The organism is Vreelandella neptunia, from assembly GCF_022489065.1.
Taxonomy (GTDB): Bacteria; Pseudomonadota; Gammaproteobacteria; order Pseudomonadales; family Halomonadaceae; genus Vreelandella; species Vreelandella neptunia_A.
On the sequence record NZ_JAKVTW010000019.1, the window covers coordinates 25,029 to 47,998 of the forward strand.

A 22,970-nucleotide genomic window follows, 5' to 3' on the forward strand; every position below is an offset into this window, starting at 1 on the left:
GGCTCCCTTACACTAAACAACATAAGAGCCATGACAATGACAGATGTCTTATTCTCCAGTTTGGGGCAGTTGTTTACTGTTCCCCATATGCTGTACATGGTGATTGGTGTCCTGATTGGGCTGATTGTGGGCATCATTCCTGGGCTTGGCGGCATTGCCGGTATGTCGCTTCTGTTACCGTTTCTTTATGGCATGGAGCCTTCCGTTGCTCTGGGCATGCTGATGGGCTTAGTGGCGGTGATCCCCACTGGCGATACGTTTGCCTCTGTACTGCTTGGCATTCCAGGCTCTAGCGCTTCCCAGGCCACCGTTGTAGACGGTTTTGCGCTGGCAAAAAAAGGGCAGGCGGCACGAGCGCTCTCTAGCGCATTTCTGTCATCAATGATCGGCGGGCTTATCGGTGCGCTGGTGCTGACGGCCTTTATCCTCATTGCCCGGCCTGTCGTACTCTCGTTCTCTTCCTCAGAGCTGTTTATGTTGACGCTGCTGGGGCTCTCCATGGTGGCGGTGCTGTCTGGCAAGGATGTCTTTAAAGGCATTGCTGCCTGCGGCGTTGGCTTACTGGTGGGTACCATCGGTATGGCACCCGCCACTGGGGAGTTCCGGCTGCCGTTTGAAATTGACTACCTCTACGACGGGTTGCCGTTAGTGGTGGTGGGGTTAGGTATTTTTGCGCTGCCTGAAATTATTGATTTATTAGTGAAGCGTGGCGCGATTGCCGAGCAGCCCTGCCAATTGGGCAAAGGCTGGAAAGAGGGCGTCAAGGATGTGGCCAAGCGGCCTGGTTTAGTGGCTCGCTGTGCGGGTATTGGCAGCTTGATGGGCACGATTCCTGGCTTGGCAGGCTCAGTGGTGGATTGGCTCACCTACGGCCATGCGGTGCAGAGCGCCAAAGACAAGTCTCAGTTTGGTAAAGGTGATATTCGTGGCGTGATTGCGCCGGAGTCGGCTAACAACGCCTGTGCCTGCGGGGCGATGGTACCCACGCTGCTGTTTGGTATTCCTGGGTCTGGAACGGCGGCGGTGTTTTTAGGTGGTTTGCTACTGCTGGGCCTTCAGCCTGGGGTGAGTATGTTGGAGACGAACCTTGACCTGACGTACACCATTATTTGGTCGTTAGCCCTGGCGAATATTTTAGGTGCTGCGCTCTGTTTGGGGTTAGCGCGCCCGGTGGCGAGCTTAACGCGAGTGCCGTTCGTGATTTTAGCGCCGCTAATCACCATTTTGATTCTCTTTGCGGCCTATCAAGCAACGCGTTCGCTAGGGGATCTCTTTGCACTCGGCATTATTGGCGCGATTGGCGTGCTGTTTAAGCAGGCGAACTGGTCTCGTCCCGCCTTCTTGATCGGCTTCGTGCTCGCACCGGGTGCTGAAGCGTACTTCTATCAAGCCGCTCAGTTTCAAGGAGCTGAGGCCTTTATGCGGCCTGGCGTGCTGATCATTGGCGCACTGATTGCGGCCTCACTGCTACTTCCGCCGCTACGCAGCTACTTGAAAAAGCGCCGTCGAGCAGATGAGTCCACGACCCAGGAGTTTCAGGAGGAAGTGACTCCGCTGGCACTGGGCGTGATCGATGTCGCTTTGCTGGGCAGCCTGTTAGCAGTCGCGGGATACATGTGGTGGGCGTTTGCGGATCTTTCCATGCTGGGCGGCATCATGCCTAGGCTGGCGATTGCCATTATTGTAGCGGCGTGCGTGCTGGAAATTATCAGAACGGTCATCAAACCCATGAAGTGGCAAACTCAAACATTAAGTCAGCAGTTGCTTTGGGTCGCCGGCTTCTTCGCGTTGATTGGAGGCGTAATGGTGTTGGGCTTCCTATTTGCCGCTGCGGTATTTTGCCTAGGGTTCTTGCTCGTAGTGGCACGGATGAAGCCCGTGGCGGCGGTAGGTTTGGCGGCTGGCGTCACGCTATTCTTGATGGGGATGGCGAACCTGCTAACGCTGACCTATCCGACAGGGATGCTTGCCGGTTTGTAAAAAAATCGCGTTAGGGACGTAGACACAAAAAGCCATTAAATTGGCTTTTTGTGTTTAAAGAAATTAACGACTTGCGCGCTTCGCCATCACGGTAATTTCAACACTGCTACCTCCACAGATATTAGGCGATTCGGTGCAGGTACGGGCTGGGTAGCGGCCAGGTTCAAAGTACTCCGCATAAACACTGTCCATGTCTTGGATGGCATGTAGGTCAGTGAGGTGAATATCCACGCGCACCACATCGGCAAGACTGCCACCTTCCATTTCGAGCATGCGCAACAGTGCACGCATCACGAGACGGGTCTCTTCTTTAACATCACCTTGAACGGCATGGCCGTTAGACAGGTCAGCAACAGTCAAGCCAGAGATAAAGACATAGTGATCATCAACTACCATGTGGCTACCAGGGAAGCTTGGTGTGGGCATGGTAGGGTCATTCATAAAGGTGGGCATATTAGCTCCTTCTAAGTGATGTTCACGCTTACGTTCCCTTTCGACAGGGTATGAACAGTAGTGTTCAGTATCAGCAAAAATGAATGGACGTAGTGCGTAGCACATCATGCTGTCAAAAAGGTGATGTTTGTTCTAGGCTTGCGGCTTTTCAGTCGGCGAGGATGATTCAAATGAAAGTCGTACACGTTAACGCAGAGGCCCAGCGCAACGCCTGTCTGGCGCGATTATGCGCTGAGGTTTACGGACAAGACGCCGGTCTGACGCCGTTGGTCGTATTTACCGGTACCTGCAGTGTTTTTTTTCCACAAGAAGCGGCGCGTCTGTTTGCGGCCGTTGATGGCAATGGTAAGCCGCTAGCGCTGGCGCTGCTGGTGCTAGACGAAGAGGGCGAGGGCATGACGGTAACTCACGCCTGCGCGTTTGATCAGCCAGATGCTCAGCAGCGCTTGATTCGTGAGCTGACCTTGAAAGCACCGCTTCGTGTCGAGGTGGATAATGCGGAGAAAGAAGCGTTTTACCAGCAAAGTGGCATTAAGCGGTGGTTTGGTGGCGTAGGTGGCAAGAGAATAGGCTTGGGAGCCCGCCATCCCGCCAAAAGTGTTGGCGAACTGGCCCCCACCTTGAGCTTGGATGAAGCTCTTATACTGCGTCGGTTCAAGCATGATCCAAAAGCTTTTGAAGAAGCAAAACTGGCATTCTTGAAAGGCTTGAATGATTTCCCGCACGTTCTTTAATGGCGATTTGAAAACGTCGTGTTCCATTTTTGGCAACCGTTTTGCACCTTGTTGTCATGGTGTTGCCGGTTTGGCTGGGTAATATAGTTTAGCTACTTGTTAATACTGTTAAGGAAAAGCGTATGTCGATATTGGTTATGGATACAAAAGTTCGTTATGGAGCAGTCAGCCGATTTTTTCACTGGGGGATGGCGCTGCTGTTTGCGTGGCAATTTACCAGCGCCACGGCGCACTGGCTATTTCCCGATACCCCCTTTGAGGAGTTCTTCTGGGGCACACACTACACCGTGGGAGTATCGTTACTTTCTCTGGTAGTACTGCGGGCGCTCTGGGCGTTGGCGAATGCGTCTCGCCGCCCACCATCAGTCAGCGTAATGGCCAAACTTGGGCATATTGCCCTCTATGGGCTAATGATCGCCGTGCCAACCATTGCACTTATTCGCCAGTTTGGCTCTGGGCGCTCGCTCGAGGTCTTTGGTATTACGCTGATGGCTGGCTTTGAGGGCGAAGAAATCACCTGGATGACGGATCTCGGCGGGCTGCTACACGGTGAGCTAGGCTGGACGTTGCTTGCACTCGTCGTAGGGCACATCGTGATGGCTTTCCTGCATCGCAAGCTGACCCATCACAATGTACTGACACGGATGCGTTGATTTAAGTCATTACGATTTAAGCCATTACTTCTTCGCCAATTCCCGCATGGCGGTTTCTAACCCTTCAAGCGTCATGGGATACATGCGGTCTTCGATAATTTCACGAATGAGCTTGGTCGAGTAGGTGTACTCCCAGGCGCGGGGCGGTAAAGGGTTAAGCCATGCCAAACGCGGAAACGTATCGCATAGACGCTTTAGCCAAACGCCGCCCGGTTCGTCATTGAAATGCTCTACGCTGCCTCCAGGGTGAGACACTTCATAAGGTGACATGGCAGCATCGCCGACAATGACGACTTGGTAGTCCGCGCCGTAAGTATGCAGCACATCCATCGTCGGAATGCGTTCATTGCCACGACGTTGGTTATTACGCCAAACACCTTCATACAGGCAGTTATGAAAGTAGAAGTGCTCAAGGTGCTTAAATTCCGAGCGAGCCGCTGAAAAGAGCTCTTCGCAAACGCGAATATGGTCATCCATTGAGCCGCCCACATCTAGAAACAGCAGCACTTTTACGGTGTTATGACGCTCTGGGCGCATCTGTACGTTCAGTAGCCCTGCGTCTCGGGCCGTTTCTCGGATAGTGCTATCAACGTCAAACTCTTCCAGCGCCCCTTGGCGGGCAAACTTGCGCAACCGACGCAGCGCCATTTTGATATTGCGGGTACCTAACTCTAAAGAGTCGTCATAGTCTTGGAAGCGCCGCTCGTCCCACACCTTGGTAGCGCGGCGGTGGCGGGAGCCATCCTGGCCAATACGAATGCCTTCCGGGTTGTAGCCGTAAGCGCCAAACGGGCTAGTGCCACCGGTGCCAATCCACTTATTGCCGCCAGCGTGGCGCTCTTTTTGCTCCTCCAGGCGTTTTTTAAACGTCTCGATGAGTTCTTCGAGGCCGCCCAGGGATTCGATTTTGGCTTTCTCTTCGTCAGTAAGCTGCTTCTCAAATTCACGGCGCAGCCACTCGTCGGGGATCAGCGCCTCAATGGCGGCGTCCATATCTTCGAGGCCTTTAAACCATACGGAGAAGGCGCGATCAAAACGGTCAAAGTGGCGCTCGTCTTTAACCATCACCGTGCGGGCTACCTGATAGAAAGCCTCCATGTCGGCGAATACCACACCGCGCTCCACCACGGCGTGAAGATCCAATAGCTCACGCAGCGATACCGGCACGCCCGCGCGCTTTAACGTCTCAAACAGGCCGATAAACATGGCTTAGCGCCCTGTGCCTTTCTGGCGACGGATCATAAACGCGAGCCGTTCAAGCAGTTGGGTGTCCTGCTCGTTTTTAACCAGTGCGCCGGCCACCGGTGGCAGCGCTTTGGCTGGGTCACGGTTATAGAGCGCTTCTTGGGCAATGTCGTCAGCCATTAGCAGTTTGAGCCAATCGACTAGCTCAGACGTTGAGGGTTTTTTCTTGAGGCCTGGCGCTTTACGCAGCTCGAAAAACACCTCTAAGGCTTCGCTGACCAGCTTGGGGGCGATATCAGGAAAGTGAACATCAACAATTGCCTGCATGGTTTCGCGATCAGGGAACTCGATGTAGTGGAAAAAACAGCGGCGCAGAAAGGCATCCGGCAGCTCTTTTTCATTGTTCGAGGTAATAACGATGATCGGGCGCTGTTCGGCACGGATGGTTTCACCGGTTTCGTAAACGTGGAACTCCATACGGTCCAGCTCTTGGAGCAGGTCGTTGGGGAATTCGATATCCGCTTTGTCGATCTCATCGATCAGCAACACCACACGCTCACCTGCAGTAAAGGCTTCCCATAGTTTACCGGGCTTGATGTAGTTACCAACATTCTCCACACCTTCGACGCCCAACTGTGAATCTCGCAGGCGGCTGACTGCGTCATACTCATACAGCCCTTGGGCCGCTTTGGTGCTTGATTTGATATGCCAGGTGATCAGCTTTGTGCCGAGTGATTCTGCCAGCTCCTCCGCCAGTAGCGTTTTACCAGTACCTGGCTCACCTTTGATAAGTAGTGGTCGCTCCAGTACCACGGCGGCATTTACCGCCTGCTTGAGCGCATCGGTTGCGATATAGGAAGAAGTGGATTCAAACGCCATAGCGGGCCTCGGCTTGTCGAAAGCATGATAAATATCAGATTCAAACAAGTGTACGTGAGGTAAACCCCAAGGCCAACGGATACTGAGTGGCATTTCAATTGGTTGATGATGCTCCAGACGACATCAATTTTATGAAAAGTGAATAGCTTGGGTTTGTGTATCTTTTTTTTAATTTAGGTGTGCTTTTGGTAACAGTTTTTGCTGCAATTAAATTAAGATACCAGAAGTTAGCGCTGTTATTGGTAAGTCTTTAGCCGTCAAAATGGCCAAACAATGTAGTTAGCATGTAGGAGAAATCGGGTGGTAAAGGATAAGCAGAAGACCTTGGAGAGCAAGCTAGCGGTATTGAAACAGAGCTACTTAGCTACTTTAAAGGCCGACTTGGCGGCGCTTTTCCAAGTGTTTATGCAAATCTCTTTTGAAGTGCAGATTAGCGACTGTACTTTGAATAGCGATAGGCAAGTGGTGAATGCATCGTCAAAAATGGCGCTGGATAATGTTTCGCAACGTTTGCACAAAATAGCTGGCTCTGCAGGTACCTTTGGCTTTCATGCTGTTGGACAACAAGCGAGAACACTAGAAGTGACGTTGCAAAGCTGGTTAGAGGCAAGCGATGCGCTACCTGCTTCCTCAGTGCTAAAAGCGTTTGCTCAGCAGCTACAAAAACTGCAAAGCGAAGTACTGCTCGACATCCAGTCGAGACCTAGCGTAGTGGCTGGCGAAAGCGCTATATCGTCTGCCACCGTCATTTGGCTAATCGAAGAAGACTTCGATTTAGGCAACAGCATTTTAGAGCAATTAAGTAATTTTAGTTATACTGTTAGGCTTTTTTCATCAATTGAGCAGGTTAGTGAGCTTTCTAGCAAAGTAGCACCGGACATTGTAATCGTGGACGTAAGGGGCAATTTGGGTCAGTTGGCCTCACTTAGTAAGCTTTCCTGCCCACTGCTTTTCATTAGTGAACAAGACACCTTTGATGCGCGAATTCATGCCGCGCAAATGAATGCACAAGGTTACTTTTTAAAGCCTCTTAATATTCCCCAATTAGTTAACCGGCTGGAGCAGTTGTTAAACGATAGGCAGGCACCACCCGCACGCATCATGATTATCGATGATGACGACCAATTGGCAATGTATTATCAATTGGTGCTGGAGGCTGCTGGTATGGAGGTGCTTATTCTGGAGACTTCTTGCGAAATAATGGAGCATATAAGCTTATTCCGCCCTGAAATGCTGCTCATGGATGTTCATATGCCTATATACAATGGGGCTGATTTAGCCGCAGTGGTTAGGCAGTATGACGAGTGGAGTAATTTACCCATTGTGTTCCTTTCTGCAGAAACGGATCTGAATAAGCAAATTGATACCCTCAGCCCTGGGGCCGATGACTTTCTAGCTAAGCCTATATTAGCGGCTCAGTTGGTGACTTCAGTGCGATCCCGGATAGCGAGAGCAAGAACCCTGTCAGCGTTATTGAACAAGGATAGTTTAACCGGGCTACTCAAGCATGCCAGTATTAAAAGTGCAGCCGTGAATGAAGCCACACGCGGCTACCGTCAGAAGTACCCTGTCGTTGTGGCAATGATTGATATCGATAATTTTAAGATGGTTAATGATACCCATGGCCACGCAGTAGGGGATGTGGTGATTTCCTCAGTGGCGACGCTGCTGCGACAACGTCTTCGTCAGACGGATGTGATTGGTCGCTATGGCGGAGAGGAGTTTTTAATTGTGCTGCCGCATTGTGGAGCGGAAGACGGCTGGAAATGTCTTGAAGATATTCGTGAGTACTTTTCACGGCTAAGCTTTAGGCAGGGCGAGATTGAGTTTGCCTGCACGCTCTCCGCAGGCTTGGTGTGTAGCTCAAGCGTACCCGCAGATGAGCGAGAAACCTTATTGGTGGCTGCGGATGAGGCGCTCTATCGAGCTAAACGTGGTGGTCGCAATAAAGTGTCTTATTAAGCCCAAGCTAACGATGTCTGTGCATTTATGATGCGATTTAGCCTTCTCGTGAGCGAAACTGGTGCAAATTACTTGCTGCAACGCGATGCAGGTTGATGCTGAAGGTCGATTTTTTATTTAAAATGTTGATATTAATGGCATTTAATAAAAATGGCACGCAGATCGCAATATATATGGCAAAGGGTGACTGAATAGAGAAACAACGGATTAGTAAACGTGCTTCTCTCCCTTCTTCACCTACATCGCTACTAACTGTAGTGATAAACCGAGTGAGCTGGCGTGCTCCACCTGGGTCCCCTTCGGGGGACTTTTTTTATGCCTGAATTTTATGTAGAGAAAAACTATCGGCCGTGAATTACTTATAACAATATTTTACAAGAAATTTGGAAACAGTGTTCGTATACTCTATACTGTATAGGAAAGTTGGATAGCAAGTATCGCAATCCTAACGCGCAAGGAACGGCGCATAGCATAGAGGATGAACCTGATGAGTAATATGAAACTGATTTCTGCCGCTGTAATCACTGCTGGTTTCGCACTGGCAAGCCAAGCGGCTCTCGCTTATAACGCTGGTGATGTATTTGTCCGTGGTGGCGTTGCCCAGACAGATACGGGTTCAGGAAACGGTAACGTGGCGGGTGATTCCCTTAACGTGCAGAGTGCTCGCGGCTTCACATTTGGCGCTGGTTACCTGTTTACCGATAAGGTGGGCGTTGAGCTCAACAGCTCTGAGAAATTCGAGCACGACCTGAATACATCTGCTCAAGGCGATGTAGGTAGCGTAGATCGTCTGCCTGTTAACCTATTAGTTAACTACTACCCAATGGGTGGTCTGGATTCTAAAGTTCAGCCATACGTGGGTGCTGGCCTTAACTACACTCGCTTCTCTGGTGAGCCTAGCGGTGTAAATGTTGAAGAGAGCTACGGCGCCATCGGCCAAGTGGGTGTTGACCTAGCCGTGACTGACAATATCTTGCTGAACGGTTACGCAAGCTATGCAGACGTAAACGCAGACATTAATGTGGGCGGTGAAGTCGACATTGAACCTGTCACCATTGGCGGTGGTGTTACTTACCGCTTCTAAGTGTCGCAAGTTGTTTAGCAGCACCTAATGCCCGGCCTTGCGCCGGGCATTGTTCGTTTTAGCTACTGGTAAATCGTAAAATGCTCAGGGTGTTAGGTTATCAAAACCGCTTTCCGTTACCGCAACGTTGTCTTCAATGCGAATGCCGCCACAGGGTGAGAGTTGGTCAATCAACTTCCAGTTAAGGGGCAGTGTGCTATTACGCAGTGGTGCAAGCAGCATAGTTATAAAATAGAGCCCTGGCTCAATAGTAACGACCATGCCGGTACTCAGAGTTCGCGTTAGTCGAAGCGCTGGATGGTTTTCAGGCGCAGGCGCTGGCGTGCCGTTCGGGTGTCGTAAACCGGCTACATCGTGCACTTGTAATCCCAATGAGTGACCTAATCCGTGAGGGCAGAAAGCCCGGGTGACGCCTTCAGCAACCGCTTGTTCAGCGGAACCTTTGAAGAGATCGTGGGCAATCAATATCTCAGCAAGGTGGTGATGCATTTGCTCGTGCAGTGCAATAAAGCTAACCCCTGGGGCAATGCTGCTGACTAATTCATCTTTCAAACCGTGCATTGCCGTGACTAGCTCTCCAAACGCTGCGGGTGCATCAGGACCAGCATAAGCGCGAGTAATATCGGCGCAGTAACCCCGGAACCGACGCCCCGCATCCACTAGCAGGCTGTAGCGCTGTTTCGGCGCGGTAAGGTCATAGTGCTGATAATGCAGTACGCCAGCATGCTCATTTAAACCAATAATATTTTGGTAGGGTACGTTTGACTCGCGCTGACGACTCGCCGCTAAGTAGGCCAACTGAATATCTAGTTCACCAGATGCACCAATAAATGCTGCATGGGCGGCTTCATGGCCAGCTAATGCTAAGCGGTTCGCTTCGCGAATACAGGCGATTTCATAGGGCGTCTTGAATAACCTTAATTCATCCAGCGCATTGACGAGTTGTTCCGGCTGACATGCTGCTTTCAAGGTTGGTATAGCGCTTGCAGAGAGGCGTTCAGTATCACCAATAATGGCGGCATTGCCGTTAATTGATGGCGTGATCTTGTCGCTGCAGAAGTGAACGTCGAACTCGGCTACCCAGGGTTCTTCGGGTAAATGCGTAGGTAAATGCCAAAAATCGGCCGGTGCATACAGATAGAGCTGTGGGCGCTTTTCAGGCTGAATAATCAGCCAGCTGTGCTGAACATCGGCCAAGCCCACCCAGTGCATAAAGTGGCCATACGACTGAAAAGTGGGCGTATGGTCATCGGCAAAATGAACACTGGCATGGCCACTGTAAATAGCCAGGCTATCGAAACCTTGGTTGGCTAAGATAGTTTCGTAAGCACGTTGTAAGTGGGCTATATGATCGCGTTGCAGGTTAAAAAGCGTTATTGACATGCAAACCGTGTCCTTTCTCAAGTAAGCTTTCTTAAAATACGGCCTTAATACAGCTTCAAGTACGTGGCGTAACGAGTTCACTCCAGAACCCATCAAGTTCAGCGTGGTGATGGCTTTGATGCCGGTATAGCCTTAGTTCCATAGGCACATCCCAGCGGCTATCTCCCGCTCTTACCAGCGTGCCTTGTGCAAGTTCAGCGGCAACGTTGCGCTCAGGTAACCAGCTCATACCGTAGCCAAGCAGCACGAGTTCTTTTATCCCCGCTGCATAGAGGTTCTCACTCTGGGCCGTTAAATAGGTGCTTTGTGGCAGCCTAGCCAAATGGGCTTTGACCGCTGAGCCCAGCAGCCCGCGTTTTGGGTAGGCAAGCCAGGCGGCAGGTTGGTGGCGTGCCCCCGGTAGAAGGGCGCAAGGCGCCCCTTGTGCGTCTAGCCCCGTTACCGGAATGAGCCTTTCATGGCCAATCACCCGGTAGTTGCATGCACTGGTATCAATATCCAGATCACAACGACCTATCGGCCAGTAGCAAATAGCCAGATCGCACTCGGCGCGTGCCAAGGCTTGAAAATAGTCATTGGCTACCCAACCAGTCGCCCTTAAATAGGGCTGCACGCGCTCTTGCCAACCGGTGGAGGCAAGCCACTCAGGCAAAAAATGCGCTAATAGGCTTTGTGGTGCCGCCACCATAATGCGTCGCTGCTGGCCGGCATTGATTTCTCGTACGCGGTCGCGGGTCAGCCGCACTCGCTCGGTCACCTGTTCACACAGGGTCAGAAACTCCTCCCCAGCGGGAGTGAGCGAGAGGGGCAACGTTTGGCGATTAATCAGTGTTACGCCCATCTCCTCTTCAAGCAGTTTAATCCGCCGGGAGAAAGTAGGCTGGGTAACGTGTTGATCATCTGCTGCGCGTGAGAAGTGCCGCGTTCTGGCCAGGGCGATAAAATCTTCTAGCCAGCGAATTTCCATGCTCTACCTCTCAGCGCCTTGGCTCGCTGTGTAATGTATGGCGCCCCTTTCATAGGCGCCCCTCCTCAACAGCGTGGCATGCCACACGGGTTCCGTCATCCTGCGTTTGCAGAACAGGAATCTCTTGCTTACAGCGCGCATTCGCGTAGGGGCAGCGCCCATGGAATACGCAGCCGCTAGGCAGATTAACCGGGGTCGGCACCTCGCCGGTGAGGCGAATATGCTGGGGCCGGTCATCCTTCAAGCGCGGGATTGCCGAGAGCAACGCCTGGGTATAGGGGTGGCGCGGCTTTTCAAATAGCGTCGCTGTGGTGGCAATCTCACATACCGTACCTAAGTACATCACGGCCACGCGGGTACCAAAGTGCTCCACTACGGCTAGATCGTGGGTAATGAACAGGTAGGTCAGGTTGCGCTCTTGCTGGGCTTCCATTAGCAGATTGAGCACCTGCGCTTGAATCGAGACATCCAGCGCAGAAATGGGCTCATCGGCAACGATAAACTCAGGGTCGACGGCGAGCGCGCGGGCAATGGCGATACGCTGGCGTTGCCCACCGGAAAACTCGTGACCAAAGCGCTTGCCCCAGTCTGGGTCGATACCCACCGAGCGCATGACCTCTTCCACCTTGTCGAGAATCTGCGGCCGTTTCCAGTCAGGGTGGTGCAGCCGCAGCGGTTCTTCCAGCGTTTGTTGAATGGTCATACGCGGGTTGAGTGACGCATAGGGATTCTGGAAGATCATCTGCATCCGCTTGCGATACGGTAGCAGTTGGCGCGAGCTTAAGTTATCAATGCGGTTGCCGTCGTAGCGTATTTCACCCTCTGTGGGGGTAAGCAGCCCCATAACGGTGCGTGCCACTGTGGATTTCCCGCAGCCCGACTCGCCGACCACACAGAGTGCTTCGCCGCGTTTGATATCCAGATTGACGCCGTTGATGGCGTGGACGTGCTCTTGATGCCGAACCAGCTTGCCGCCTTTAAAGCGCAACTGATCGAGGAAATCCCCAGAAAGAGAGAAGCGCTTCTTCAGATCGCGAATTTGCAACAGCGAGTCAGCGCTCTCTTCGTTCTGACGCGGGGTAGGCGTATGGCTTTCCGTGATGGCCTCAGCGTGCGCACTCATGAGGTTTCCTCCTTCAAACGGCGATCTTCAAGCATTTCAGCCACCATATGGCACGCTACACGGCAGTTGCCGGACTGGACAAATTCAGGAACCTGTTGGGTGCAGGCGGGGCGGGGCTGGCCATCGGCCCGGTTAATAAAATCACAGCGTGGATGAAACGCGCAGCCGCTTGGCAGATTGGAGAGCGACGGCATGCTGCCACGAATCTGATTGAGCCTTTCGCCGGGGGTTGCCATCTGCGGCAGGGCGTTGATTAGCCCCTGGGTGTAGGGGTGCTGCGGGTCATTAATAATTTCTCGAGTTGGACCTTGTTCAATGACGCGTCCCGCGTACATGACCAACATGCGCTGGGTGACCTGGCTGACGACGCCTAGGTCGTGAGTGATCAGGATCAAGCCAACGTTATGCTCCTCGCATAACTCTAGCAGCAGCGCCATGATTTCTGCCTGGATCGTCACATCGAGCGCCGTGGTCGGCTCATCAGCGATGATGATGTCAGGGTCGAGTAACAGGGCAATAGCGATAATAATCCGCTGGCGCATACCGCCCGAAAGCTCATGGGGGTACTGATCCAGGCGCTTATCGGGTGAAGGAATTTGTACCTGGCGCAGTTTGTCCAGAGCAATCGCCCGGGCTTCCTTGGACGAGATACGGCGATGCGCTTTCAAACACTCAACCATTTGCTCGCCAATGGAGAGCACCGGATTCAGCGTCATCATGGGGTCTTGGAAAATCATCGAAACGCGGTTGCCGCGGACTTTACGCAGGCCGCGCTCAGACATGCGGTTAAGTACCTGGCCATCGAAATTTACCGTGCCACCCGCGATAAAGCCTGGCTTGGCGATCAGGTTGAGTAGCGAGAATGCAGCCACCGACTTGCCCGCGCCGGACTCACCGACGATACCCAAGCGTTCACCGCGCTCAAGACTGAAACTAATGTCCCGCAGGGCGTGTACTTCACCTTGGCGCAATGCAAAGCGGACATCAAGATTATTGACTTCAAGTAGTGCCATGGTGTCCTCAGCCTTTGTAGAGTCGTGGGTTCATGACATCACGCAGCCAATCACCGAGTAGATTGATCGACAGCACCAACACAACAAGTACCGCACCTGGAATTAAGGTGATCCACCAGGAGCCTGACTGGATATAGTCAAAGCCTGATTTAATCAATGAGCCTAATGAGGGGTGTGTTTCCGGCATGCCCAATCCTAAAAACGACAGCGCCGCTTCAGAAATAATGGCGTTGGCAATCTGCACGGTGGAAATAACAAAAATCGGCGACATCGTGTTGGGTAGCACGTGGCGGAACATAATGCGCTTGCTGCGCAGCCCCATGACGCGGGCCGCATCAACGTACTCTTTGTTTTTCTCAGCCAGCACGGAAGCGCGCACGGTACGGGCATACTGTGGCCATTCGGCCAAGCCGATAATCAGGATCAGCATCATTACTGCATACTGGCTGTAAAAGGCGCTACCCATGGTCGCTTTCACCAAGGCGCCTACCACGATAGCTACCATCAGCGTCGAAAAGGAGAGCTGAATATCGGCAAGACGCATCAAAATGGTATCAACACGACCGCCCAGATAGCCAGCCATCAGGCCAAACGTGACCCCCAATAGCGCCTGCAAAATAACCGCACCGAAGCCAATCAGCAGTGAGACGCGGGTGCCATACAGCACAATCGACCACAGATCGCGGCCTTGTGCGTCCGTGCCTAGGGAGTAGCGCTCATCCGCCCCTTCAATCCAGAAGGGCGGCAGTTCTGATGACATGATGTCTATTTGAGCAAGGTCGTAAGGGTCTGTCGGCGCCAACAGCGGTGAGGCAAAGGCAGCGATGACCATACAGATAAACACGGCCAAACACAGCTGAGCAGTGTAGTCGCGTTTGAAGCTGTACCACATATAAGAGTCGCGCAGGCGCTCCCAGCGGCTGGGTGTAGCGCTCGCTGATGGAGAATTAGTTGAGGTGCTCATGCGGGCTTCCCAGTCAGTTTTACGGTGGGGTTCACCATGCCGTAGATCAGATCAACAATGGTATTGGTGACCACAAAAATAACGCCGACAATCATCAGGTAGGAGACAATGAGCGGGATGTCAGCACGGTTAATGGCGTCCAAGAACATCAGACCCATACCAGGCCATTGAAAAACGGTTTCGGTAAGGATGGTGTAGGCCACCATGGTGCCGATCTGAACACCACCCACGGTGATGACCGGTAGCATGGTGTTTTTGAGAGCGTGCACGAAATAGACACGCCGCATTGAGATGCCTTTTGCACGGGCGTATTTGACGTATTCCGACTGCAGCACTTCCATCATCTCGGCACGGATAAGACGAATAAACAGCGGTAGCATGATAGAGGCCAATGAGACGGCCGGTAACACCAGATGTTGTAAGCCGTTCCAAGTGGCTAAATTGGTGTCCCAATTACCCACTACATTGACCAAGTCATAGCCACGACCAAAGGAGGGCATATTGCCTTCGGTCGAAAAGAAATCATTCAGCCAAGCGCCCCATCCGGTGCTTTCGGGGAATAGCGTTACTGTCACGCCAATCGCGAAAATTTGAATGAGTACAATGGCAGTCAGAAAGACAGGGATAGAAATACCGATTATTGAGACGCCCATAAACAGCCGGGATATCGGCGAACGCGGCTTGATTGCGCTATACACCCCGATAGGCACTGAAAACAGCACGATAATCAGCGTTGCGGCAAATACCAGCTCTAAAGTGGCAGGTAAGTGACGGGCGATAACTTCTAACGCCGGTTCGCGGTAAAAGTAGGAGTAGCCAAAATCACCTTGAACGGCATTTTTAGCAAAGCGCGCGTATTGCACCAGGAAGGGGTCATTGAGGCCTAAACGTTCACGAATTTCTTCGCGCTCACTTTCCGGCACCGACTGGCCGACCATCTGCTGTACGGGGTCACCCAGGTTGTCCTGAATGGCGAAGGCCAGCACGCTGATGACAAACATCACCAAAATCGCGTGCATCAGCCGCTTGATTAAAAAGGCAATCATGGCGTACGCCACCTATGTGAAGGGTTCATCAAAGGGAGTAGGGGCAAAACAAAAGGCTTCGCCCCCTAAGCGATTAGGGAGCGAAGCATCCTTGCGGTTAACTCTCTAGCAGTTAATGCTGCAGCGACTCTTTTGACAAAACGCTATGCTACTGATTAGCAAGGCGAGTTTTAGTCTTCGCTACGGTTAATGACTAGGTCACCTAAATAGGGGAAGTCGATAGCGTTAACCACAGGTTCAGCTTCAACGCCGTCTGCGGCGGCGTAGGCAAGGTTCTGCCAATGCAGCATGATGAAGCCTACGTCTTCGTACAACATCGCCTCGGCTTCACGCAGCATTTCGTTGCGTTTTTCCAGATCCGTTTCGCTATCTGCTTCGGTCACCAGAGCATCGATCTCTTCGTTGCAGTAGTTGCCGTAGTTGTACTGACCAGCGCCGGTCTCTTCATCAATACAGAAGGAGAGATACTGGAAGAAGTTAGCAGTATCTTCGGTATCGGAATGCCAGCCGAGCATTGCCATGTCTGATTGGCGAGTATCATACTCGGGCCAGTACTGGGCTAGTGGCATGGTGCGCAAATTAACGTCAATGTTAATTTGTGCCAGCATGTTGGCTACCGCTTGAGCGATTTGAGCATCGTTCACGTAGCGGTTGTTTGGAGCGATCATCTCGACGCTAAAGCCCTCTTCATAGCCTGCTTCAGCCATGAGCTCCTTAGCACGTTCGATGTCGTAGCGCGGCACTAACTCTTCGTTATAGCCGGAGTAACCTTCAGGAGAGAATTGACCTGCGGGGTTAGCAAAACCGCGCATTAAACGGTCAGCAATGCCTTCCTGATTAATGGCTAGATCAACCGCTTGGCGAACGCGGGCGTCCTGGAAGGCTTCAACGCGCTCTTCGTTCATTTGGAAGCCAATGATACGCGTACCGTCAATCTCAATCAGGTTTACGCCATCGGCCTCACGTACACGGTCTAAATCGTTAGGCGGTACGGCATCAATAAAGTCAACGCCGCCAGAAAGCAGCGCTGCAACGCGCGAGGCGTTCTCAGCGATAGGCGTCATCACGATGTTGGATACGTTGCCTTCGCTTTCAGTATCCCAGTAGTCTTCAAAACGCTCGAAATCCACCCGAACGCCTTGACGACGGTCAGTAACAACAAACGGACCTGTACCTGAAACGTTGCGAGAAGCGAAGGAGTTGCCCGCTTTGACGATTTCAGCTTTGTCGCTGCCATCGTCGGTTTCACCGGTGTAGAACTCGCTGTCCATTGGGAAGATGTAAGTCGCGAGGTTGAGCATCAGCGGGTAAGGTTCGGTAGTGACGATCTCAACGGTGTAATCGTCAACGGCTTCAGCGCTGGCAACCGGCTCAAAAATGGCACGGTAGTCAGGGCTCTCTTTCAGACGCTCAATGGTCCATACCACATCTTTAGCGGTGAATTCGTTACCCGAGTGGAACGTAACGCCTTCACGCAATGTCATGCGCATAGTGGTTTCGTCTACTTGTTCCCACTCTGTGGCCAAGCGCGGCTCAAAATCGAAATCTTTTGTCCAGCGTACGAGCGGGTCGAACGCCAGATGAGAAAAGCGCAGCACGCCGCCAGAAAGCTGTTCATGTAGATCGAGCGTTTCAGGGTCGGCAGAGTAACCAATGCGAAGTGTTTCAGCACTTGCCGTCATTGGCAGCAATGTCGTACCTGCAACCACTGCACCAATAACAGAAGCCAGTAGGGTTTTCTTGAGCGTCATAATTGTTCCCTTGGGTCATTGTTTATTGTTCGTTTTACGGGCATTTTCCTCTCGCTAAACGGCGGAAATCCCCGTAAAACAGACACGGTCAGCTTGATAGCCTTGTTAGTAATACAGACTAACAACATAGAGAGTGCCTATCGCGTCATACAATCGAAATAATGACAGGCATCATTCGTCTGCTACATGACAGGGCTGATAGCGGCACATCAGCGGTTTTTGATTAGACGAAAGTAGTAATTAAAAAGAGCAGTCGAAAATAGGTGGAGAGGCGTTATGTGGAAAAAAATCGCAATTGCAGGCATCGCTTGGTTCCTTCCCACCTTGGCTGTCGCCGGTGAGGCAGCGCCAGATAGCGTGGCTGGGCAAGCTAGTGAGGATCCGCAGGCAAACGCGCCGGAATTAGCGGCTCAGATCAAAGGGTCGCTGGATGGCGAGCAGCGCGAATGGTTTATTTTAAGTCATGGTAATGACTCAAATGCATCGTTCGTTGAACTCGGAGATGACGTCACTATCGATATTACCGGCTTTATGGATGAGGAGGCCTGGGATACTCAAGAAGCGCTCTCAATTAGCCTGACAGTAAGCGAAGAGCAGTTGGTCAGTGCTGTAGTCATTCATCCGCTAGGCACATCGCTTTCCCCACCGCTTTATACTTCCGAAAGGGAAGGTTCCGACGAGGGAGGGGTAGACGTAACGTTGACCCACTACGAGCGAACCAGTCAATGGATTCATGTTGCTGGTAAAATAGAGGGTGTGTTGGCGCTTCAAGTCGAACTGGGTGAGCCACCGAGCGCAGAAGAGAGTATAGCGATTGACGTTGAGTTCGATGTTAAGGCGCAAAAAATAGAGTTTTAATCCCGCGGCCGATCCTCGTCGGCCTCGGGTAGTTTCTCTGCACCTCAGACTCTTTAGGGGCTGTTGAGTAGTGATCGGTTAGTCAAACTGCTTGTGCAGCCAAGCATTAATCGTATCAGACTCGTACATCCACTCTTCACGCCCGTCATCATGAATAATCTTGAGACAGGGCACTTTGACTTTCCCCCCGCCTTCCAAAAGTGCCTGCTTATGCTCAGGGTCGAGTTGGGCATCGCGCACCTCGATGTTCAAACCTAGTCGCGCTATCTCTTTGCGAACCTTGATGCAAAACGGGCAAGTACGAAACTGATACAGCGCAAGACGCTGGCATGTCTGGTCAATATTGGCTTGCTCTTCAGGCGATCGTTCAACTGACTTAGGCGTTGAGAGCTTTTCAGAGATCAGCATAAACGGGGCAAGCACTAAGCGAACGCCGCGAAAAAAATAGCGGATTAATATGCGCATCGGAAGGCTCCTTTCGCTGATATTTAGGCTTAGGTCAGCGTGACAAATGGGAAAAAGAGAAATAGCCACCATTAGTAAACGGTGGCCGCATCCTGCAACAACTGGAAAGATTTGTCACTTGAAGGGCATTTTTAACCCCAATCATGGCGGTTTAGTGCGATGAGTGGATGAGCAAATGGAGCCAACATGCTAGTCTAATTGGTCATTTTTACGCCATATTTTGGTTTTTTATTAAACGTCTGTGCGATTAGTTTATTGGCGAATAACGGGGCGAAAGCCATGCATCTGCATATTATTGGTATCTGCGGCACCTTTATGGGCAGCCTGGCGCTGTTAGCACGTGAGCTGGGTCATCAGGTAAGTGGTTCTGACCAGCATGTTTACCCGCCCATGAGTACCCAATTGGTTGATGCGGGCATTACCTTAATGGAAGGCTATCACGCTGACCACCTATCGCCAGAGCCGGATCTGAGGCCAGATCTTGTGATAGTGGGTAACGCAATGTCACGCGGCAATGAAGAAGTCGAAGCCTTGCTCAACAGCGGTGTGCCGTATACTTCTGGCGCGCAGTGGTTGGCAGAGCATGTTTTGCCAGGCCGACGCGTCATTGCAGTAGCGGGTACCCATGGAAAGACGACCACGGCGAGCATATTGGCGTGGCTATTGGAGAGCGGTGGATTAACCCCAGGGTTCTTGATCGGTGGTGTCCCACGTAACTTTGGCGTGTCGGCGCGCTTGGGCGATGCACAGGCACCGTTTGTAGTAGAAGCGGATGAGTACGACACGGCGTTCTTCGATAAACGCTCCAAGTTCGTTCACTACCGCCCGGATATTGCAATACTCAATAACCTTGAGTTCGACCACGCGGATATATTCCCCGATTTAGCGGCCATCGAGCGTCAGTTCCATCATTTAGTGCGTACTGTTCCAAGCCAAGGCCAACTACTCGTGGCCGATGAGCAGCCTGCCCTTGAACGAGTGCTTGCCCAGGGGGTGTGGTCACCGGTCGCCCATTTTGGGGATCAGGCGACTAGTGAATGGCAGTTTACCCTCGAGCGTGCCGATGCCAGCCGTTTCCAGGTGCTTCATTGTGGTGGCGAAGGTGAGTCAGGCCAGAATAAACATGGCCAGGATGAAGATGGGGTCGTCGAATGGGCTCTCACCGGTGAGCATAACGCCCGTAATGCATTGGCAGCATTGGCGGCCGCCAATCTTTGTGGGGTGGATCTGGCGCGTGGTTGCGCAGCGCTTGCGCGCTTTGAAACCCCCAGAAGGCGGCAGGAAGTGCGCGGTGAAATCAATGGCATTCAGGTCATTGATGATTTTGCTCACCACCCCACGGCGATTGCCGCCACGCTTAAAGGGTTACGCGCAGCAACAACCAAAGGGCGACTGCTGGCTGTGATTGAGCCGCGCTCCAACACTATGCGCTTAGGCGCGCTACGCGAGCGTCTGGTCGAGAGTGTGGCTGACGCTGACGGTGTGTTTTGGTTTCAGCCCGCCGGCCTTGATTGGTCGATGGAAGCGTTAGTGGCCTCCCAGGGGGCGCGTGCTCAGCTGTATGATGACATCGATAAGCTGGTGACGGCGGTGGTCACGCAAGCCTCACCACTAGACCGTATCGTGGTGATGTCTAACGGTGGTTTTGAGGGCGTGCACGAACGCTTGCTTGCCGCCTTGACGAATGCCCAAAAAGCCGCCGTCAAAGAGGGGCAAGCGTGACCAATCAGTCTGAAGTGGAATTTAAAAAGCCGATTACCGTCGCACTTACCGGTGCATCTGGCGCCCAGTACGGATTACGCCTGATTGATGTGTTGGTCGCAGCGGGGCATGAAGTATGGGTGATGATCTCCAAGGCTGCCCACATGGTGATTGCCACAGAAACCGATAGTGAGCTGCCAGCACAGCCCAAACGTTTAGTGCAGGCGTTAAGCAAGCGCAGTGGTGCCCAACCGGGGCAAATTCGCTGCTTCGGCCGCGAGGATTGGATGGCCCCGGTCGCCTCAGGCTCCGGCGCGCCGTCCGCTATGGTGGTCTGCCCGTGCTCAACGGGAACACTTTCAGCGGTTGCTACAGGGGCTAGTAATAATCTGATCGAGCGGGCGGCCGATGTCGCGATCAAGGAGCGCCGTACGCTGGTGCTGGTTCCCCGTGAAAGCCCGTTTTCCCCCATTCACCTTGAGCACATGCTGACGTTAAGCCGTCTTGGTGTGGTCATTTTGCCAGCGGCGCCGGGGTTTTATCACCGCCCGCAGCACATTGATGACCTGATTGACTTTATCGTGGCGCGGATCCTAAACCAGTTGGGGATTGAGCATTCGCTAATGCCGCGCTGGGGCGAAGTAGACAGTACTGACAGTTCCTCATCAGCGAAGGATGACTGACCTATGATGTCGTGGGCGACGCTCTCGGTTTTTGTACCAACGTTTCTGTTTGTTTCGCTTACCCCCGGCATGTGTATGACGCTCGCCATGGTGCTGGGCATGACCCAAGGCGTTAAGCGAACGCTGTGGATGATGATTGGCGAGTTGATCGGGGTAGGCTTGGTAGCGGCGGCAGCTGGCGCTGGAGTTGCGGCATTGATGCTTCGTCAACCAGAGCTGTTCGTGTTGTTTAAGTGGGTGGGGGGCGCATATTTAGGCTATTTAGGCGTGATGATGTGGCGTTCACGTGGGCGGATGGCGATCCCTAGTGAGCTGGATGCTGGCCCCCCGGCCAGTCGGCTACAGCTTGCTATGCAGGGCTTTGTGACCGCAGTGGCAAATCCTAAGGGATGGACGTTTTTTATGGTGTTGCTACCCCCTTTTCTAGACGGCAGCCGCCCGCTGTCGGGTCAGCTTAGCCTTCTGATTGCGGTCATTTTAACCATCGAATTTGCCAGTATGCTGGTATATGCGACCGGCGGTAAAACATTGCGCAATGTGCTCGGCAAGAGCGGTAATGTACGTTTGCTTAACCGTATCGCTGGTACGTTGATGATTGGTGTGGGCCTTTGGTTAGCGCTTGGCTAAACAAGCATCGGTTTGCATCAGACTGGCGGCAGTAGGCTGACGCGGGCGCTGATAAGTACCAGGGATGAAATGCCGAGTAGCAGCCAAGGACAGGGGCGAAGAGGGGGGCGAGGCTGCTGTTGCCAATGCAGTAGGGTCAGTGCGCAGACCACCAGCCCCAACAGCGCTCCTCCCACCAAATCGCTAAACCAGTGAACGCCCACGGCCAATCTTGATAACGCCATCGGCAGTGCAAGTGCAAGGGCTATCCAGTAAGCCCAAAAGCGTTTCTGGCGCGGGATTTCGGCGGCAATAAATGCCGCCGTTAAACCAAACAGCACCACCGCGGTAGATGTATGTGCGCTTGGGTATGAGAACGACCCCATTAGATAGTCCGGTGTGTCAGGCCGAGCACGTCCGAAAACGCCTTTCCCAATGATGTTAAGCAGCGCTACGCCTGCAAATGCGCCCGCCCAGTGCAATAAGGCATCCCAGCGTTTAACTATTAGTAACCACACCGCCCAGGGTAGCACTAAGGCGATAATGCCGAAGGTGTCGCCTATTCGCGCCAATATATTACCCACGGCGTAAGACACATCGCTTTGCAGCCCAGCAAATAGACGATAAATAAATATATCCATATTCAGCGGGCCACTTTCGGCAATGACCATCAGTGTCCAGCCTGAGAGACTGCCGAGCGCTAAGACCAACAGCAGCAGTGAGGCTAGTGGTACATCTCCTGACTGGCTCATCGCTAGCCAGGGCCTCCTAAGCAATGGCAGTTTACGCACGCTACCGGCAATGGCCCGGTAAAGTCGCCCATGCCGTGTTGCTTGATGCCGACCCCAGGAGAAAATGACCGCGAGTGTGACCATAATAGCGGCCAGAATAAGCAGTGCCGCTTCAAGGGCTGGCGGTAGATTTAAATGGTGCTGCCATGTGCGGCCCAATAAGTAGCCGGGCAGAATATAGGCAGGCGCCCACAGCGCCGCAGACGTTACGTTGGCCCAAATAAAGGTGCGCGGTGACATCCTCATCATGCCGGCAACCAGCGGGATAATAGGTCTGACAGGGCCAACAAAGCGGCCGATAAACACCGACCATATGCCGTAGCGTTCAAAGAAGCGTGCACCTCGGCCCAGCCATTCGGGATGCTGTGAAAGAGGCCAGCGCTGAGTTACTTGCTCACGATGTTTGTAGCCGAGTGAAAAGCTGATTCCGTCACCCAATATAGCGCCTACGAAGGCTGCTCCCATCAGCCACGCCAGTGCAATATCTTGATGCCCTGCCAGAGAAGCCACTGAGGTAATTAACACCACCCCTGGCACCAGAAGCCCCACCAGCGCAAGCGATTCCACTAATGAAATTATCAATACTAAACACACTAATAGTGGCGGCGATGGTGTTAACGAGTGAAGCATATCGACTAGCGGCACATACTTCTCCGGCGATAAATATAGGGGCTTAGACTAACGAGCGT

General features: G+C 52.6%; 21 protein-coding genes. 9 read left to right on the plus strand and 12 right to left on the minus strand.

Translation table 11 applies throughout. The features are described from left to right. Nucleotides 1–36: 36 nt before the first annotated feature. Nucleotides 37–1,980 carry a tripartite tricarboxylate transporter permease gene (locus tag MLE19_RS19155; RefSeq protein ID WP_240719719.1) on the plus strand — a complete coding sequence of 648 codons (1,944 nt, stop codon included), beginning with the start codon at nucleotides 37–39 and terminating at the stop codon, nucleotides 1,978–1,980. Between the two features lie 63 nt (nucleotides 1,981–2,043). Here MLE19_RS19155 and MLE19_RS19160 read toward each other — a convergent pair whose 3' ends face one another. Continuing rightward, the gene (locus MLE19_RS19160) at nucleotides 2,044–2,433 is read right to left on the minus strand and encodes a RidA family protein (RefSeq protein ID WP_240719720.1); all 390 of its coding nucleotides are present in this window, start codon (nucleotides 2,431–2,433) and stop codon (nucleotides 2,044–2,046) included. A 170-nt stretch (nucleotides 2,434–2,603) separates the two neighbouring features. Between MLE19_RS19160 and MLE19_RS19165 the strand changes: the two genes are divergently transcribed. Beyond that, nucleotides 2,604–3,167: a hypothetical protein gene (locus MLE19_RS19165; protein ID WP_240719721.1), complete on the plus strand. Its 564-nt coding sequence runs from the start codon at nucleotides 2,604–2,606 to the stop codon at nucleotides 3,165–3,167. Between the two features lie 122 nt (nucleotides 3,168–3,289). Continuing rightward, a complete protein-coding gene (locus tag MLE19_RS19170; RefSeq protein ID WP_240719722.1) occupies nucleotides 3,290–3,820 on the plus strand; it encodes a cytochrome b in 531 nt (176 codons plus the stop codon). A 24-nt stretch (nucleotides 3,821–3,844) separates the two neighbouring features. Here the strand turns inward: MLE19_RS19170 and MLE19_RS19175 are convergent, their stop codons facing one another. Both MLE19_RS19175 and MLE19_RS19180 read right to left on the minus strand, forming a co-directional pair. Continuing rightward, nucleotides 3,845–5,026, minus strand: coding sequence for a vWA domain-containing protein (locus MLE19_RS19175; protein ID WP_240719723.1), 1,182 nt, complete (start codon nucleotides 5,024–5,026; stop codon nucleotides 3,845–3,847). 3 nt (nucleotides 5,027–5,029) lie between these two features. Continuing rightward, entirely contained in the window at nucleotides 5,030–5,884 is an 855-nt protein-coding gene (locus MLE19_RS19180; RefSeq protein WP_240719724.1) for an AAA family ATPase, read from the minus strand. Between the two features lie 300 nt (nucleotides 5,885–6,184). On the opposite strand from MLE19_RS19180, the gene MLE19_RS19185 reads away from it, so the two are divergent. Next, nucleotides 6,185–7,846 (plus strand): diguanylate cyclase, encoded by a 1,662-nt coding sequence (locus tag MLE19_RS19185; RefSeq protein WP_240719725.1) that lies wholly within the window; start codon nucleotides 6,185–6,187, stop codon nucleotides 7,844–7,846. 487 nt (nucleotides 7,847–8,333) lie between these two features. Further along, nucleotides 8,334–8,930, plus strand: coding sequence for an OmpW/AlkL family protein (locus tag MLE19_RS19190; RefSeq protein WP_240719726.1), 597 nt, complete (start codon nucleotides 8,334–8,336; stop codon nucleotides 8,928–8,930). A gap of 84 nt (nucleotides 8,931–9,014) precedes the next feature. Here MLE19_RS19190 and pepQ read toward each other — a convergent pair whose 3' ends face one another. From pepQ to MLE19_RS19225, 7 genes are all read right to left on the minus strand, one after another. Beyond that, nucleotides 9,015–10,313, minus strand: coding sequence for a Xaa-Pro dipeptidase (pepQ, locus tag MLE19_RS19195; RefSeq protein ID WP_240719727.1), 1,299 nt, complete (start codon nucleotides 10,311–10,313; stop codon nucleotides 9,015–9,017). A gap of 55 nt (nucleotides 10,314–10,368) precedes the next feature. Next, nucleotides 10,369–11,280 (minus strand): LysR family transcriptional regulator, encoded by a 912-nt coding sequence (locus MLE19_RS19200; protein WP_240719728.1) that lies wholly within the window; start codon nucleotides 11,278–11,280, stop codon nucleotides 10,369–10,371. 49 nt (nucleotides 11,281–11,329) lie between these two features. Further along, the gene (locus MLE19_RS19205; protein ID WP_240719729.1) at nucleotides 11,330–12,403 is read right to left on the minus strand and encodes an ABC transporter ATP-binding protein; all 1,074 of its coding nucleotides are present in this window, start codon (nucleotides 12,401–12,403) and stop codon (nucleotides 11,330–11,332) included. Then, on the minus strand, nucleotides 12,400–13,416 hold the full coding sequence (locus MLE19_RS19210) for an ABC transporter ATP-binding protein (RefSeq protein ID WP_240719730.1): 1,017 nt from the start codon (nucleotides 13,414–13,416) through the stop codon (nucleotides 12,400–12,402). Before MLE19_RS19210 ends, MLE19_RS19205 begins: the two co-directional genes overlap by 4 nt. 7 nt (nucleotides 13,417–13,423) lie before the next feature. Next, entirely contained in the window at nucleotides 13,424–14,380 is a 957-nt protein-coding gene (locus MLE19_RS19215; RefSeq protein WP_240719731.1) for an ABC transporter permease, read from the minus strand. Continuing rightward, complete coding sequence (locus MLE19_RS19220) at nucleotides 14,377–15,426, minus strand: ABC transporter permease (protein WP_240719732.1); 1,050 nt, start codon at nucleotides 15,424–15,426, stop codon at nucleotides 14,377–14,379. The genes MLE19_RS19215 and MLE19_RS19220 overlap by 4 nt, the downstream gene beginning before the upstream one ends. Nucleotides 15,427–15,596: 170 nt before the next feature. Continuing rightward, a complete protein-coding gene (locus MLE19_RS19225) occupies nucleotides 15,597–17,177 on the minus strand; it encodes an ABC transporter substrate-binding protein (RefSeq protein WP_240719733.1) in 1,581 nt (526 codons plus the stop codon). A 276-nt stretch (nucleotides 17,178–17,453) separates the two neighbouring features. Between MLE19_RS19225 and MLE19_RS19230 the strand changes: the two genes are divergently transcribed. Then, the gene (locus MLE19_RS19230) at nucleotides 17,454–18,035 is read left to right on the plus strand and encodes a hypothetical protein (protein ID WP_240719734.1); all 582 of its coding nucleotides are present in this window, start codon (nucleotides 17,454–17,456) and stop codon (nucleotides 18,033–18,035) included. A 78-nt stretch (nucleotides 18,036–18,113) separates the two neighbouring features. Here MLE19_RS19230 and MLE19_RS19235 read toward each other — a convergent pair whose 3' ends face one another. Beyond that, nucleotides 18,114–18,500: a glutaredoxin family protein gene (locus tag MLE19_RS19235; RefSeq protein WP_240719735.1), complete on the minus strand. Its 387-nt coding sequence runs from the start codon at nucleotides 18,498–18,500 to the stop codon at nucleotides 18,114–18,116. A 279-nt stretch (nucleotides 18,501–18,779) separates the two neighbouring features. On the opposite strand from MLE19_RS19235, the gene mpl reads away from it, so the two are divergent. Genes mpl through MLE19_RS19250 form a run of 3 tightly spaced genes read left to right on the plus strand, consistent with a single transcriptional unit; the run spans nucleotide 18,780 to nucleotide 21,511 of the window. Further along, nucleotides 18,780–20,222, plus strand: coding sequence for a UDP-N-acetylmuramate:L-alanyl-gamma-D-glutamyl-meso-diaminopimelate ligase (gene mpl / locus MLE19_RS19240; protein ID WP_240719736.1), 1,443 nt, complete (start codon nucleotides 18,780–18,782; stop codon nucleotides 20,220–20,222). After that, nucleotides 20,219–20,884 carry a UbiX family flavin prenyltransferase gene (locus MLE19_RS19245; protein WP_340163111.1) on the plus strand — a complete coding sequence of 222 codons (666 nt, stop codon included), beginning with the start codon at nucleotides 20,219–20,221 and terminating at the stop codon, nucleotides 20,882–20,884. Before mpl ends, MLE19_RS19245 begins: the two co-directional genes overlap by 4 nt. 3 nt (nucleotides 20,885–20,887) lie before the next feature. Continuing rightward, complete coding sequence (locus MLE19_RS19250; RefSeq protein WP_240719737.1) at nucleotides 20,888–21,511, plus strand: LysE family translocator; 624 nt, start codon at nucleotides 20,888–20,890, stop codon at nucleotides 21,509–21,511. A gap of 17 nt (nucleotides 21,512–21,528) precedes the next feature. On the opposite strand, the gene MLE19_RS19255 is transcribed toward MLE19_RS19250, so the two are convergent. Beyond that, nucleotides 21,529–22,926 (minus strand): bifunctional DedA family/phosphatase PAP2 family protein, encoded by a 1,398-nt coding sequence (locus tag MLE19_RS19255; protein WP_240719738.1) that lies wholly within the window; start codon nucleotides 22,924–22,926, stop codon nucleotides 21,529–21,531. Nucleotides 22,927–22,970: the final 44 nt, after the last annotated feature.

Coding starts and splice junctions, on each gene's coding strand:
- MLE19_RS19155 (WP_240719719.1), top strand. CDS start 37: ATGACAGATGTCTTATTCTCCAGTTTGGGGCAGTTGTTTACTGTTCCC.
- MLE19_RS19160 (WP_240719720.1), bottom strand. CDS start 2,433: ATGCCCACCTTTATGAATGACCCTACCATGCCCACACCAAGCTTCCCT.
- MLE19_RS19165 (WP_240719721.1), top strand. CDS start 2,604: ATGAAAGTCGTACACGTTAACGCAGAGGCCCAGCGCAACGCCTGTCTG.
- MLE19_RS19170 (WP_240719722.1), top strand. CDS start 3,290: ATGTCGATATTGGTTATGGATACAAAAGTTCGTTATGGAGCAGTCAGC.
- MLE19_RS19175 (WP_240719723.1), bottom strand. CDS start 5,026: ATGTTTATCGGCCTGTTTGAGACGTTAAAGCGCGCGGGCGTGCCGGTA.
- MLE19_RS19180 (WP_240719724.1), bottom strand. CDS start 5,884: ATGGCGTTTGAATCCACTTCTTCCTATATCGCAACCGATGCGCTCAAG.
- MLE19_RS19190 (WP_240719726.1), top strand. CDS start 8,334: ATGAGTAATATGAAACTGATTTCTGCCGCTGTAATCACTGCTGGTTTC.
- pepQ (WP_240719727.1), bottom strand. CDS start 10,313: ATGTCAATAACGCTTTTTAACCTGCAACGCGATCATATAGCCCACTTA.
- MLE19_RS19200 (WP_240719728.1), bottom strand. CDS start 11,280: ATGGAAATTCGCTGGCTAGAAGATTTTATCGCCCTGGCCAGAACGCGG.
- MLE19_RS19205 (WP_240719729.1), bottom strand. CDS start 12,403: ATGAGTGCGCACGCTGAGGCCATCACGGAAAGCCATACGCCTACCCCG.
- MLE19_RS19210 (WP_240719730.1), bottom strand. CDS start 13,416: ATGGCACTACTTGAAGTCAATAATCTTGATGTCCGCTTTGCATTGCGC.
- MLE19_RS19215 (WP_240719731.1), bottom strand. CDS start 14,380: ATGAGCACCTCAACTAATTCTCCATCAGCGAGCGCTACACCCAGCCGC.
- MLE19_RS19220 (WP_240719732.1), bottom strand. CDS start 15,426: ATGATTGCCTTTTTAATCAAGCGGCTGATGCACGCGATTTTGGTGATG.
- MLE19_RS19225 (WP_240719733.1), bottom strand. CDS start 17,177: ATGACGCTCAAGAAAACCCTACTGGCTTCTGTTATTGGTGCAGTGGTT.
- MLE19_RS19230 (WP_240719734.1), top strand. CDS start 17,454: ATGTGGAAAAAAATCGCAATTGCAGGCATCGCTTGGTTCCTTCCCACC.
- MLE19_RS19235 (WP_240719735.1), bottom strand. CDS start 18,500: ATGCGCATATTAATCCGCTATTTTTTTCGCGGCGTTCGCTTAGTGCTT.
- mpl (WP_240719736.1), top strand. CDS start 18,780: ATGCATCTGCATATTATTGGTATCTGCGGCACCTTTATGGGCAGCCTG.
- MLE19_RS19250 (WP_240719737.1), top strand. CDS start 20,888: ATGATGTCGTGGGCGACGCTCTCGGTTTTTGTACCAACGTTTCTGTTT.